The organism is Acinetobacter sp. CIP 102129, assembly GCF_000368305.1.
GTDB classification, from domain to species: domain Bacteria; phylum Pseudomonadota; class Gammaproteobacteria; order Pseudomonadales; family Moraxellaceae; genus Acinetobacter; species Acinetobacter parvus.
The window spans coordinates 670,677-684,634 of record NZ_KB849340.1 but is presented as its reverse complement, the minus strand read 5'-3'; the positions used below and the strand labels follow the sequence as shown (position 1 = coordinate 684,634).

10 protein-coding genes are annotated in these 13,958 nt (G+C 43.4%); 7 read left to right on the top strand and 3 right to left on the bottom strand.

Annotation, left to right across the window (positions count from 1 at the left end):
* Positions 1 to 104 precede the first annotated feature (104 nt).
* The 6 genes from F973_RS07355 to F973_RS07330 all read left to right on the top strand — a co-directional run bounded on the left by F973_RS07355 (position 105) and on the right by F973_RS07330 (position 7,742).
* The gene (locus F973_RS07355; RefSeq protein WP_004755950.1) at positions 105 to 755 is read left to right on the top strand and encodes a phosphatase PAP2 family protein; all 651 of its coding nucleotides are present in this window, start codon (positions 105 to 107) and stop codon (positions 753 to 755) included.
* On the top strand, positions 742 to 2,004 hold the full coding sequence (locus F973_RS07350; RefSeq protein ID WP_004674970.1) for an efflux RND transporter periplasmic adaptor subunit: 1,263 nt from the start codon (positions 742 to 744) through the stop codon (positions 2,002 to 2,004). The genes F973_RS07355 and F973_RS07350 overlap by 14 nt, the downstream gene beginning before the upstream one ends.
* A 12-nt stretch (positions 2,005 to 2,016) precedes the next feature.
* Positions 2,017 to 5,190: an efflux RND transporter permease subunit gene (locus F973_RS07345; protein ID WP_004674971.1), complete on the top strand. Its 3,174-nt coding sequence runs from the start codon at positions 2,017 to 2,019 to the stop codon at positions 5,188 to 5,190.
* Between the two features lie 5 nt (positions 5,191 to 5,195).
* Positions 5,196 to 6,656: a multidrug efflux RND transporter AdeIJK outer membrane channel subunit AdeK gene (gene adeK, locus F973_RS07340; protein ID WP_004760933.1), complete on the top strand. Its 1,461-nt coding sequence runs from the start codon at positions 5,196 to 5,198 to the stop codon at positions 6,654 to 6,656.
* Positions 6,657 to 6,945: 289 nt separating this feature from the next.
* Positions 6,946 to 7,296, top strand: a complete 351-nt coding sequence (locus F973_RS07335; RefSeq protein ID WP_004674976.1) for a YbjQ family protein — start codon at positions 6,946 to 6,948, stop codon at positions 7,294 to 7,296.
* 8 nt (positions 7,297 to 7,304) lie between these two features.
* Positions 7,305 to 7,742, top strand: a complete 438-nt coding sequence (locus F973_RS07330) for a YbjQ family protein (RefSeq protein ID WP_004681541.1) — start codon at positions 7,305 to 7,307, stop codon at positions 7,740 to 7,742.
* A gap of 19 nt (positions 7,743 to 7,761) precedes the next feature.
* Here F973_RS07330 and F973_RS07325 read toward each other — a convergent pair whose 3' ends face one another.
* Together F973_RS07325 and F973_RS07320 are read right to left on the bottom strand one after the other, a co-directional pair.
* Positions 7,762 to 8,568 (bottom strand): SDR family NAD(P)-dependent oxidoreductase, encoded by an 807-nt coding sequence (locus F973_RS07325; protein WP_004760932.1) that lies wholly within the window; start codon positions 8,566 to 8,568, stop codon positions 7,762 to 7,764.
* A gap of 12 nt (positions 8,569 to 8,580) precedes the next feature.
* Positions 8,581 to 9,243, bottom strand: coding sequence for a hypothetical protein (locus tag F973_RS07320; protein WP_004674981.1), 663 nt, complete (start codon positions 9,241 to 9,243; stop codon positions 8,581 to 8,583).
* 409 nt (positions 9,244 to 9,652) lie between these two features.
* Between F973_RS07320 and F973_RS07315 the strand changes: the two genes are divergently transcribed.
* Complete coding sequence (locus F973_RS07315) at positions 9,653 to 12,550, top strand: valine--tRNA ligase (protein ID WP_004760931.1); 2,898 nt, start codon at positions 9,653 to 9,655, stop codon at positions 12,548 to 12,550.
* 99 nt (positions 12,551 to 12,649) lie between these two features.
* Here the strand turns inward: F973_RS07315 and F973_RS07310 are convergent, their stop codons facing one another.
* A complete protein-coding gene (locus tag F973_RS07310; RefSeq protein WP_004760930.1) occupies positions 12,650 to 13,840 on the bottom strand; it encodes a hypothetical protein in 1,191 nt (396 codons plus the stop codon).
* Positions 13,841 to 13,958: the final 118 nt, after the last annotated feature.

The window sequence follows — 13,958 nt, the reverse complement described above, 5'->3', positions numbered from 1 at the left end:
GAAATTATCATAAGATTTCAAGACTTGACCAAGAGTGTACTCGCAAGTACACTTTCAAACATTCGACAACCCTGAACAATGGTTAAGCAAATAATGAGGTTCGCATGCCGCACCTACTGCTGTGTATTGGTTGCTTTTTTTTAGGACTCGGTGTGTTTGGGCTGGTTTATCTCGACACATCGACTTTAGACCTTTTTAGTGTTCAAGCTTTATTTGAACACCGTTCGTTTGCGCTTAACCAGGTAACCATTCTGCTTTCTCGACTGGGTGGAATGCCATTTTTATTATTTTTAACCACTTTTTTGTGTATTTATCAAACTTGGATTAAAAACTATAAGAATGCAATTTTTATCGCTTTAAGTGTGGGTGGAAGTATTGTGATTGGTTGGCTTCTGAAATGGGGCATTGATCGACCAAGACCCTTGGAACTTTATCACTTGATTCAAAGTTATGGCGCATCTTTCCCAAGTGCCCATAGCCTATATGCTGCGACCCTTGCGAATATGTTCATGTTGCTGTACAGCGCGCATAAATACCGTAACAGCATTATTTTAGTATCTACTTTATGGTTTGTTTTCATGGGGATATCTAGAGTTTATGCTGGGGTTCACTATCCAACCGATGTATTGGCAGGTTGGGGAATCGGGCTGATTTGGACTTCGTTGCTTTGGTTTTGGCTGTATCAAGGCAATTTCAGCAACAATTTGTTTTTAGATAAAAAATCTAAATTGAGGTGGAATAATGATGTCAGCTAAGCTTTGGGCTCCTGCCCTCACTGCTTGCGCGTTGGCAACAAGCATTGCGCTTGTTGGTTGTAGCAAAGACCCTAAAGATGCACAGCAAGCTGCTGCTGCTCAAAAAATGCCACCTCCTGAAGTCGGTGTCATTGTTGCCCAACCGCAAAGTGTAGAACAAAGTGTGGAACTTTCTGGGCGGACCTCCGCCTATCAGGTTTCAGAAGTACGTCCACAAACAGGTGGTGTCATTTTAAAGCGCTTATTTGCTGAAGGCAGTTATGTTCAGGCAGGTCAGGCACTTTATGAAATTGACGCCAAGACCAACCGTGCAAGCGCAGACAGCGCCCGCGCGACCTTATTGCGCCAGCAAGCAAACCTAAATGCATTACGCGTTAAAGAAGGGCGTTATCGTCAGTTGGTTGGCACCAATGCGGTTTCCAAACAGGAATATGATGATATTCATGCCCAGGTCCTGTTGGCTGAAGCCGATGTAGCAGCCTCTCAGGCGGCATTGAAAAATGCTGAGATCACTTTGGGCTATTCTACTGTACGTGCGCCAATCTCAGGCCAGTCCAGCCGTTCTTCGGTAACAGCTGGTGCGTTGGTGACAGCGAATCAGGCTGATCCCTTGGTCACGATTCAACAGCTTAACCCGATCTATGTTGATATTAACCAATCCAGTGCCGAAATGTTGCGCCTACGTCAACAGCTCAGTAAAGGCAGCCTGAACAACAGCAACAACACCCGTGTCAAGATTACGCTTGAAGATGGTTCCGACTATCCTGTTGAAGGCCAGTTGGCTTTCTCTGATGCCAGAGTCAATCCAGACACAGGTACAGTGACCTTGCGTGCAGTGTTCTCAAATCCAAACCACCTGTTGTTACCAGGTATGTATGCAACTGCCAAGATTTCACAGGGCATCATTCCAAATGCCTACCTGATTCCACAGGTGGCTGTGTCACGTCTACCAACAGGACAGGCGATTGCCTTGATTGTAAATGCGAAGAATACGGTTGAAGCGCGCCCAATCACAACGGTTGGTGTGAAAGCTCAGGACTGGATTGTCACCGATGGCTTACAGGCGGGTGACAAGATTGTGGTTGATGGTGTTGCCAAGGTTAAGGAAGGCCAGCAAGTTTCTGTAAAACCTTACCAGCCACAGGCAAAAGCACCACAAGGTCAAAATGCTACACCACCAGCCGCCGCTGAACAACAAAAGCAAGCCGATTCAGCAAAAGCTGAACAAAAAGCTACTTCACAAGCTTAAGGGGTAGATTGCATGGCTCAATTTTTTATCCATCGCCCAATTTTTGCATGGGTGATCGCACTGGTCATTATGTTGGCGGGTATTATCACGCTCACAAAAATGCCAGTTGCACAATATCCGACAATTGCCCCCCCCACGGTAACGATTTCTGCAACTTATCCTGGGGCTTCTGCGCAAACCGTTGAAAATACGGTCACCCAAATCATTGAACAACAAATGAATGGTTTGGATGGTTTACGTTACATTTCATCGAATAGTGCGGGTAATGGTCAAGCATCAATTAACTTGAACTTCGCACAAGGTGTCGATCCAGATATCGCCCAAGTACAAGTTCAAAACAAACTGCAATCAGCAACAGCACTGTTACCTGCTGACGTACAACGTCAAGGTGTAAAAGTGACGAAGTCTGGTGCAAGCTTCTTGCAAGTTATTGCATTTTATTCGCCAGATAACAGCCTTTCTGCTTCTGACATTAAAGATTATGTGAACTCAAATATTTCTGAGCCACTGAGTCGTGTGGCAGGTGTAGGTGAACTCCAAGTATTTGGTGGTTCATATGCAATGCGTATCTGGTTAGATCCAGCAAAGCTGACTAGCTTTAACTTGACGCCAAATGATGTTGCAACTGCTATTCGTGCACAAAACTCGCAAGTTGCGGTGGGTCAGCTCGGTGGTGCGCCATCAACTGCAGGCCAAGTTCTTAACGCAACGGTAAATGCACAAACCATGTTGCAAACCCCTGAACAGTTTAAAAACATCTTCCTGAAAAATACCTCAGGTGGTGCACAAGTTCGTTTGGGTGATGTTGCACGTGTCGAACTCGGTTCAGATAACTATCAATTTGACTCAAAGTTCAACGGTAAGCCTGCAGGCGGTGTCGCAATTAGATTGTCTACAGGTGCTAACGCCCTCGATACTGCTGCTGCTGTGGAAGAACGTCTCAAGCAATTACGTCCTAACTACCCTGAGGGTTTAAAGGATGAATTGGCCTTTGATACCACGCCATTTATTGAACTTTCGATTAAGAGCGTTGTTAAAACCTTAATTGAAGCGATCATTTTGGTCTTTATTGTGATGTTCCTGTTCTTACAGAATTGGCGTGCCACCATTATTCCAACTATGGCCGTGCCTGTGGTGGTACTGGGTACTTTTGCCGTAATCAATATGTTTGGCTTCTCAATCAACACCCTCACCATGTTTGCAATGGTACTGGCCATCGGTCTATTGGTGGATGACGCCATTGTCGTGGTCGAGAACGTTGAACGGGTAATGCAGGAAGAACATCTGGAACCTGTCCCTGCGACCGAAAAGTCGATGAGTCAGATTTCAGGCGCCTTAGTCGGTATTACCAGTGTGTTAACAGCGGTATTCGTACCGATGGCGTTCTTTAGTGGAACCACTGGGGTAATTTATCGTCAATTCTCGATCACGCTGGTTACTGCGATGATCTTGTCATTGATCGTAGCACTTACCTTTACCCCTGCCCTATGTGCAACCTTGTTAAAACAGCACGATCCAAACAAGCAGGAAAGCAACAATATTTTCGCGCGTTTCTTCCGTTGGTTTAACCGTAGCTTTGAAAGACTTTCGGAGAAATACCAAGGCGGTGTCAATCGTATGACCCACCACAAGTTATTCTCTGGGGTACTTTATATTGTTGTGATTGCCGCTTTGGTTGGCATTTATAAAGTTTTGCCATCTTCATTCTTACCAGAAGAAGACCAAGGTGTGGTGATGACACTGGTTCAGTTACCACCGAGCGCGAGCTTGGAACGAACCGACAAAGTCATCGATACCATGACAGGCTATTTCTTGAATAAGGAAAAAGAAAATGTAGAGTCAATCTTTACAGTTGCTGGTTTCTCATTCACAGGGGTGGGTCAAAACGCGGGTCTTGCCTTTATTAAATTAAAAGACTGGAGTGAGCGTACGACACCAGAATCACAAATCGGTGCCATCATTCAACGTGGTATGGCATTGAACATGATTGTGAAAGATGCGTCTTACATCATGCCATTGCAGTTACCCGCAATGCCTGAATTGGGTGTCGCTTCTGGTTTCGATATCCAGTTAAAAGATGCCAGCGGTCAAGGGCATGAAAAACTCATTGCTGCTCGTAATGCGATTTTAGGTATGGCATCACAAGACAAACGTCTTGCGGGTGTACGTCCAAATGGTCAAGAAGATACACCACAGTACCAGATCACCATTGATCAAGCGCAAGCAGGTGCAATGGGTGTCAGTATCGCGGATATTAACAGCACCATGGGCATTGCCTGGGGTGGTTCATACATCAATGACTTCATTGATCGTGGACGCGTGAAAAAAGTCTATGTGCAGGGTGAAGCCAATGCCCGTATGATGCCTGAAGACCTCAACCAGTGGTATGTACGTAACAACAAAGGCGAAATGGTTCCGTTCTCTGCATTTGCAACTGGCAAATGGACCTATGGTTCACCACGTCTTGAACGTTATAACGGTGTATCATCCGTCAACATTCAGGGTACGCCTGCACCGGGTGTCAGCTCTGGTGATGCAATGTTGGCAATGGAAGAAATCATTGGTAAGTTACCTTCTATGGGCTTAACCGGTTTCGACTATGAATGGACAGGTTTATCTTTAGAAGAACGTGATTCTGGTAGCCAAACAGCACCTCTTCTTGTTCTTTCATTATTAATCGTATTCCTGTGTCTTGCTGCACTCTATGAAAGCTGGTCTGTACCTGTTTCGGTATTGCTGGTTGTACCTTTAGGTATCGTCGGTGCATTTGCCTTGACATGGTTAGGTATGCTGATTAAAGGTGATCCAAACTTATCCTTTAACATTTACTTCCAGGTTGCAATTGTTGCCGTAATTGGTCTATCCGCGAAGAATGCAATCCTGATTGTTGAATTCGCAAAAGAATTACAGGAAAAAGGTGAAGAGTTGCTTGAAGCAACCCTGCATGCATCCAAAATGCGTCTACGTCCAATTATCATGACTACACTGGCGTTCGGCTTTGGTGTTTTGCCATTGGCGCTTGCAAGCGGTGCGGGTGCGGGTAGCCAGCACTCAGTCGGTTATGGTGTATTGGGTGGTGTGATCTCCTCAACACTTTTAGGTATCTTCTTCATCCCTGTATTCTTCGTGTGGATTCGTAGTATCTTTAAGTACAAACCTAAAACTTTAAATACTCAGGAGCATTGATCGTGATGCAAACTGTATGGTCTATTTCCAGTCGTGGCATTGCAATCTCTGCACTCGCGTTGTCTTTGGCTGCGTGCCAAAGCATGCGCGGGCCAGAGCCTGTTGTGAACACAGATATTCCTGAAAGCTTTGCCTCTTATGGCAAGGCTTCTGGCGCATCAATCGCGGAACAGGGTTACAAAGACTTTTTTGCTGACCAGCGTTTACTGCAAGTGATTGATCTGGCGCTTGCCAATAACCGTGACTTGCGTACTGCTGTCCTCAACATTCAAAAAGCACAGCAACAATACCAAATCTCAGAAAACAACAGATTGCCAACCATTGGTGTCGGGGGGGGCGCAACTCGACAGGTATCCCCAAGTTATGATCCAAACAATCCTTATTCTACTTATCAGGTGGGTATACCACAAACAACCTATGAGCTGGATTTCTGGGGGCGTGTTGCCAGCTTAAAAGATGCGGCACTAGACAGCTACCTTGCGACACAAAGTGCGCGTGATGCCACACAAATTAGTTTAATCAGCCAGATCACTCAGACGTGGTTGAATTATTCGTATGCAAGTGCACAGTTGAAACTTGCAAATCAAACCCTCAAGGTACAGCAAGACTCGTTTAACCTGAACAAGAAACGTTTCGATGTGGGCATTGATAGTGAGATTCCATTGCGTCAGGCGCAAATTTCGGTTGAAACCGCACGTAATGATGTTGCCAACTACAAAACACAGATCGCACAAGCACAAAACTTGTTAAATTTACTTGTTGGTCAAACAGTTCCTCAAAACTTATTGCCACAACAGCAAATTTCTCAAATTACCAAACAAAGCGCTTTAAGTGCTGGTTTACCAAGTGACTTGCTCAATAATCGCCCAGATATCAAGGCGGCTGAATATCAACTCAGTGCCGCAGGTGCAAATATTGGTGCAGCCAAAGCACAACTTTACCCGACGATTAGCCTGACAGGTTCGGCAGGTTATGCTTCAACAGATTTGAGCAACCTTTTTAAGGCGGGTAATGCAGCTTGGTCAATTGGGCCAAATATTAGCTTGCCAATCTTCGATTGGGGTACACGTAAAGCCAACATCAAGATTTCAGAGACTGATCAGAAAATTGCCTTGGCAAACTATGAAAAGTCAGTTCAATCTGCTTTCCGTGAAGTGAATGATGCCTTGGCAACCCGTGCCAACATTGGTGATCGTTTAACCGCGCAACGCCGTTTAGTGGATGCAACCAACACGACCTATAAGCTGTCTAACGCCCGTTTCCGTGCAGGTATTGATAGTTATTTAACCGTGTTGGATGCCCAGCGTTCAGCGTATTCGGCTGAGCAAGGTTTACTGCTGTTACAGCAGGCAAACCTGAACAACCAAGTTGAGCTTTACAAAACATTGGGTGGCGGTTTAAAAGCCAATACCAGTGATACAGTGACGCCTCAACCCTCTAGTGCTAAAATACATGCTGCACAATAAACCTTAATAAGATGTACTATCTATAGCCATCTCCCGAGATGGCTAGTTTATTTTGAGTCCGACTGAATAATAGTTTAACCCCAAATGATTGGCATATTGTGCCGCTTCGGCACGCGATGAAATTCCCAGTTTACAGGTTATTTCTATCACACCATTAAATAACCATCTCACTTTCAATCAAAATGGCTTGGTATATTCCCAAGCTATATTTATGAGAATTACCTTTTTAAGCTTTTCTCATCCCTCATGTTGTTTTATCTTTAATACAGTATTTTTATTCGAGATCAATATGTTACTCAGCAGCTTGGAATCTGTACCTGGCCATGAAATTTTACGTCAGCTTGATGTGGTGTATGGCAGCACTGTCCGCAGTAAGCACGTGGGTCGCGACCTGATGGCGGGTTTAAAAAATATTGTGGGCGGCGAATTGACAGGTTATACCGAACTTCTTGAGGAATCCCGTCAGGAAGCCACACAACGCATGATCGACAAGGCACGCGGTTTAGGTGCCAATGCGATTGTGGGGATTCGCTTTTCCACATCGAATATTGCCCAAGGCGCGTCCGAACTTTTTGTATATGGTACGGCTGTCGTGGTTCAGCCTGTGGCGCCTAAACTTCCTGATCCATTTGGCGCATAGGCAATATAATGGATGGATTAATTTTTCAGATCGTTATTTTTCTGATTCTTTTTTCAGTCGGTTGGGGTTTTGGTCGTCATATTGAACAAAAACACCTACGCGAACTGGATGAGAAAGAAAGACAACTTGCCCATATCCGCATTGATACCAACCGCTTTGTTGAAACGACTGCAAAAGGTCAACTGGTAAGCAGCAATGTGGTGATCTCACATGATTATTTTAAATATGTGCTTGCCACCATTAAAAACTTCTTTGGTGGTCCTCTTGTCAGCTATGAAAGTTTGGTAGAACGGGCACGGCGTGAGGCAATGGTTCGGCTCAAGCAGGAAGCACACAGGATGGGAGCAAACCAAATCATGGGGGTTCGTCTCAGCACCACTGAACTGGGGATGCAAGGTGGCATGGTTGAAGTGTTTGCTTATGGCACGGCTATTTTAAATGAGTAAAAGGGAGCAAAAGCCCCTTTTACTTCACTTTGGTTTTACGAATCATTTTATACAACAGGCTTGGTGACAAACGGGACACCAATACGCCCAGTTGTTCTTTCTTGCCGCCGACAACTACATATTCCTCACCTGCCATCAAAGCCTCAACAACTCGCTGGGCGAATACATCGGCATCGAGGCCATTTTCAATGGCTTCATCCTGATGGCCCTGTGGCTTACCCTCACCATTTAAGGCATTAAAAGAGACATTGGTTTTAACAAAGCCTGGGAAAACCACCGAAACCTCAACCCCATCTTTTGAAACCTCGGCACGAAGACTATTTGCCCACATATGAATCGCCGCTTTGGCAGCCGAATAACTGGCACGGTATTGTGTACCCAATAGGCCCGCCACACTGGAGACAAATACCACCCGACCAGACTTTTGTTTGAGGAATGTTGGTAACACAGTCTTGGTAAAGAACACCTGTGAAAAATAATCCACTTCCATGATGGCACGTTCAGTTTGCATGGTGGTGTCCTGAATCAGGGCACGCTGGCTCAGACCTGCATTGTTGATGAGCCAGTCAATTCGCCCTTTGCATGCCAAAACCTGTTCATGCGCATGACGTACCTGGGCTTCATCAGTAATATCAGCGGCAATTGAAACATGACGTTCTGGCTTGAACAAACCGACACGCACAGCTTCCAGTTCATCATAACGACGTGAGGTCAGCACCACCTGCGCACCCTGCAAGGCACATTCCCGCGCCAGCGCCTTGCCCAAACCAGAAGAAGCCCCTGTAATCCATACCACTTTATTTTCAAGGTTTTTTAACTTTGCCATATCAATGATCCCCTATGCCTGATGACGCATAAATTTTAAGAAGTAATCCACATAAATGACCGCAACCTGCTGATCCAGTTGAGTGCCTAGTTTTTCCAAACGTTTATAGCCTAGATGTGTGGTCATGTTGATCACGCCATTGAGGGTTTTATCCACCACAAAATTGAACTTCAGGCATTTTTTCGGTTCACGAATTAAATGGGTCACACCGACATCAATCACATCGGTCAGCAGTTTCAACGCATTTACCGTTTCATGACGGTCTCCACCAGCAAGCTTATGGCTTGAGCTTTTCACCTGTTGTGCAAGCTGCTGTTCAATTGGATAGGTCATGTAAACCTTTTCATCTTCAAGCTGAATGGTTTTGGAAAGATATTCCACCACAGGAACCAATCGGTCATTGCCAAAAAATGAAACTGACCACGGCATATATTTGCGAATGGCTTCCAGAATTTGCTGAATCACCTTTTCGGATTCGCCTGTTTGGGAATGATGCTGGTTTTCCTGTAGCAGCACCATAAAAACCTGTTCAATCACTTCACAAGCCATTTCTGACAGGACATTCCCCAAAGCATTTGCCTGACTTTCCTTACTGCCCTGTAATAACTGCGCTCGAATATGCGCAAATCTCGCGTATGTATCCGCATGAATATTTAAAAAAACGGCGGTGTTCATTCTAATTACCCTAATTCTTAGATTGCATAAAATAAGGGCTTGTTCAACAAGCCCTTATTTTTCCATCAAACTGTTTTATATCATTTTTGGCTTTTTACACGCCGAATTTAGCATATTCTATTCCGCATCGACATGCATAAATGCCAAAAAAATGGTTGACCGTGTGTTGCTTCATTAATTTTTAGTAAAATTGAATAACTCATCTGAACCATCCTCTCATTCATATTTTAATATTGTTATGTTGTTGTTTTATGCATCTACATAGGATAATTATGTGACACAGAACACATAATTCAAGGTTTTATCGTTAAAAAACCAACGCATTTCATCGGCTTTTTTAGATGAAAATCTTGGCGGTTTTTTTGCTACAATAGATCCAATTTTTTATTCAATTTTAATCTTCTGTACTATGACTGACGCTCAATCTGCTCAAAATATTGCAACCACTTACGATCCAACCGAGATCGAAAAGAAATGGTATCAAATCTGGGAACAACAGGGTTACTTCAAACCATCAGGTCTGGGTGAATCATTCTGTATCATGATTCCACCGCCAAACGTGACAGGTAGCCTGCACATGGGGCATGGCTTTAACAATGCCATCATGGATGCCCTGACCCGCTACAACCGTATGATGGGTAAAAACACCTTATGGCAACCAGGCACAGACCATGCGGGGATTGCAACGCAGATGGTGGTCGAGCGTCAACTCGGTTTGCAAGGTGTGACCCGTCATGACTTGGGTCGTGACAAGTTCATCGACAAAGTTTGGGAATGGAAAGAACAATCTGGCGGAACGATTACCAAGCAAATCCGCCGTTTAGGTTCATCTGTGGACTGGTCTCGTGAACGCTTTACCATGGATGAGGGCTTGTCCAATGCGGTAAAGGAAGTATTCGTCCGTTTACACGAAGATGGCTTGATCTATCGTGGCAAGCGTTTGGTGAACTGGGACCCTAAACTGCAAACCGCCGTTTCTGACCTTGAAGTTGAAAGCAAGGAAGAAAAAGGTTCATTGTGGCACTTTAAGTATTTCTTTGAAGATAAATCACTGAAAACCAAAGATGGTAATGACTATCTTGTTGTGGCAACCACACGCCCAGAAACTTTATTAGGCGATACAGCAGTTGCGGTACATCCTGAAGATGAACGTTATGCACACCTGATTGGTAAAAACATTATTCTCCCAATTACAGGTCGTTTAGTACCTGTGGTGGCTGATGAATATGTCGAAAAAGATTTCGGTACTGGCTGTGTGAAAATCACCCCAGCGCATGACTTTAATGACTATGAAGTCGGTAAACGCTGTAACTTAGCCATCATCAACATCTTCAACAAAAATGCCGAAGTGCTGGCTGAGTTTGAATATATCGCCAAAGCGGGTGAGCAAATTTCTCAACTGTTGCCTGCCCCTGCGGACTATATTGGTTTAGAGCGTTTTGCTGCCCGTAAAAAGTTGGTTGAACAAGCGGAAACTGAAGGCTGGTTAGATCAAATCCAACCTTATGACTTGAAAGCGCCACGTGGCGACCGTTCAGGTGTGATCGTTGAACCATTATTGACTGATCAATGGTATGTGAAGATTGCGCCACTTGCTGAACCTGCAATCGAAGCAGTTCAGGATGGTCGTATTAAGTTTGTGCCTGAGCAATATACCAATATGTATATGTCATGGATGCGTGACATTCAGGACTGGTGTATTTCGCGTCAACTGTGGTGGGGCCACCGTATTCCTGCCTGGTATGATGCCGAGGGCAATGTGTATGTGGGACGCAATGAAGAAGACGTTCGTACCAAAAACAACATCGCTGCTGACATTGAATTAAATCAGGATGAAGATGTACTGGATACATGGTTCTCCTCTGCGCTTTGGACGTTCTCAACTTTAGGTTGGACTGGCGATGCACAGAAAGATGCAGCCAACGTTTTCCTTAAAACGTTCCACCCGACTGATGTGTTGGTGACAGGTTTTGACATCATCTTCTTCTGGGTTGCACGTATGATCATGATGACCATGCACTTCATGAAGAATGAAGATGGTTCATCACAAGTACCATTCAAGACGGTTTACGTCCACGGCTTGGTCCGTGATGGTGAAGGTCAGAAGATGTCGAAGTCCAAGGGCAACGTGCTTGATCCGTTAGACTTGATTGACGGTATTGATCTTGAAAGTCTGGTTGCCAAACGTACCACTGGCTTAATGAATCCGAAAGACGCAGCGAAGATTGAGAAATCAACCCGTAAAGAGTTCCCAGAAGGCATTCAAGCTTACGGTACAGATGCAGTTCGTTTCACCTTCTGTGCGCTTGCCAATACGGGTCGTGACATCAAGTTCGATTTAAAACGTGTTGAAGGCTATCGTAACTTCTGTAACAAAATCTGGAACGCAACCCGTTTTGTTCTGATGAATGTCGAAGGTCAAACGATTGGTGCTGAAGCACGTCCTGATTTATGGGAACTCCCTGAACAATGGATTATCAGCCGTTTACAGAAAGCAGAAGCTGCGGTTCATCAAGCATTTGCCACCTACCGTTTAGACCTTGCGGCGCAAGCGATCTATGACTTTATCTGGAATGAATACTGCGACTGGTATGTCGAACTGACCAAGCCTGTGCTTAATGATGCCAATGTGTCAGAAGAACGTAAAGCAGAAGTTCGCCGTGTGTTACTTGCAGTAATGGAAGCTTCTTTACGTTTGGCACATCCACTCATGCCATATTTAACCGAAGAAATCTGGCAAACTCTTGCGCCAATGTTGGGCAAAGGTGGCGCAACCATCATGACCGCGCAATACCCTGTGCCTGATCAAGCCAAGATCAATGATCAAGCGGAAGCAGATATGCAGTGGTTACAAGGCTTGATTGGGGCGGTACGTAATATTCGTGGCGAAATGGGCTTGGGTAATGCGCGTTTGTTACCCGTATTGCTGCAAAACATTTCTGATGCTGAACGTGAGCAAATCACCCGTATTGAAGCATTATTTAAGGCATTGGCTAAAGTTGAAAGCATTACATTCTTGGCTGACGGCGAACAACCGCCATTATCTTCTTCTTCTGTTGTGGGTCATGTGTCTGTATTCGTTCCAATGAAGGGTTTAATTGATCCTAAAGCTGAATTAGGTCGCCTACAAAAAGACTTAGACAAAGTTCAAAAGCAACATGATCAAATTGCGACTAAGCTTGGCAATGAAGGTTTTGTGGCGAAAGCACCAGCAGCCGTTGTTGAGGGTGAAAAAGTCAAATTGGCTGAATTTGCTGATCAGTTAAGTAAAATTAAAGCAAGTATGGAGCAAATTGCAAGTTTATAATTATGACTAGCGTATTGAATAAAATATATTCAATACGCTAAACAGAGGTGGTCCCACTTGTTTGAACAACTAAAAGCTTATTTACAGGCTCAAACCACTTTAAAAATTAAATGACCAGCCGAATGCTCTATTTTTAAGTAAGTTTTTTAAACAATCAAAATCCTTATAGTTATTTAAACACTGTTCATCTTGTAATAGCTTTCTTCGAATTTCCCTCAAATCATATTGGTACTTCTTAGCCAAATCAGCAGGTTTAAAAGTGTGTTTATAAAAACCTGAGCTTTTCCAATCAAATGAGTAAATAATGTGATCTAACTCCATTTGCAATTGCTCAATTTGATCTTCTAGCAATAGATTATAAGATTTCAAATGTTCATTTGCGATTTTAACTGCTTGTTTTTGATCACCTTGTTCTGTATAAGCACGTAACTTTAATAGCGTAAGTAAATCTTTTTCTTCAAGTGCAGTATTTGCTTGCTGCAAGAGCTCGGTTTTGTCTATACGTTTTTGCTCATCCCGTTCACGATCAGGATGGATGACAGAGGCAATTTTTAAATAAATGCTTTTTAATGACTGCCCTGCCATTTTTTTTGCATCTTCAAGTTGCATTTGCTTCTTTAAAATTTTCTTTTTTTGTTTTTCTGCAAACTTTTGATATGCTTCACGTTCATGATCATTAAGTTGATTTTGAATGAAATCAGCTTCCTCTCGATCAAATTTTTCTTTTACTTTTTGCATAAACTCTTCAAGATTTTCGAGATCAAAATCAAAGTCAATCCAGTCCTCAGACACACCCAATTGATCTGCAAGAATTTCTTTCATCACTTGTTTTTCCATCATTTCATCAACATCATGCTCTGAATGAAAATCATCCTCTGTATCATCTACTTGTGATGTAGGCAAATGATCATGGTCTTCTAAAATTTTATAAAATTGAGCAATGACGATGGTCAATTTATGTTGTTCTTCAGACAGATTGGGATTATTTAAAAGTTGACTCACTAAAATTGAGATTTTTTTATCTAAACGCTCTAAATGGGTTTTAGCAAATTTATGCGATTGTTTATATTGCCAAAGTACCTCTAGTTGACTAAATAAAACTTGGTGCCATTGAGCATATAATCGCAAGAGTTCAACACTTGCATCCTGCTGTACTTTTTGTTGTGCTTGTTGCCACTCAACCAAAGAGACTTGTAATTTCTCAATTTTTTGAATCTGACGATTAAACTTTTTTTGTTGTGGAGATAAATTTTCAGTTTCTTGATACAAACTTAAATCTAAAATGCTCATGACGTTATTTCAATACAAATGCGATTTGACTCAATATTTTAACAGAAAGCATGCCTACGACCATTTGTTTTAAAAGTAAAATCTTATCTCATAGAACCCCATGCTCCATCAAGATCTT

Coding starts and splice junctions, on each gene's coding strand:
- F973_RS07355 (WP_004755950.1), top strand. CDS start 105: ATGCCGCACCTACTGCTGTGTATTGGTTGCTTTTTTTTAGGACTCGGT.
- F973_RS07350 (WP_004674970.1), top strand. CDS start 742: ATGATGTCAGCTAAGCTTTGGGCTCCTGCCCTCACTGCTTGCGCGTTG.
- F973_RS07345 (WP_004674971.1), top strand. CDS start 2,017: ATGGCTCAATTTTTTATCCATCGCCCAATTTTTGCATGGGTGATCGCA.
- adeK (WP_004760933.1), top strand. CDS start 5,196: ATGCAAACTGTATGGTCTATTTCCAGTCGTGGCATTGCAATCTCTGCA.
- F973_RS07335 (WP_004674976.1), top strand. CDS start 6,946: ATGTTACTCAGCAGCTTGGAATCTGTACCTGGCCATGAAATTTTACGT.
- F973_RS07330 (WP_004681541.1), top strand. CDS start 7,305: ATGGATGGATTAATTTTTCAGATCGTTATTTTTCTGATTCTTTTTTCA.
- F973_RS07325 (WP_004760932.1), bottom strand. CDS start 8,568: ATGGCAAAGTTAAAAAACCTTGAAAATAAAGTGGTATGGATTACAGGG.
- F973_RS07320 (WP_004674981.1), bottom strand. CDS start 9,243: ATGAACACCGCCGTTTTTTTAAATATTCATGCGGATACATACGCGAGA.
- F973_RS07315 (WP_004760931.1), top strand. CDS start 9,653: ATGACTGACGCTCAATCTGCTCAAAATATTGCAACCACTTACGATCCA.
- F973_RS07310 (WP_004760930.1), bottom strand. CDS start 13,840: ATGAGCATTTTAGATTTAAGTTTGTATCAAGAAACTGAAAATTTATCT.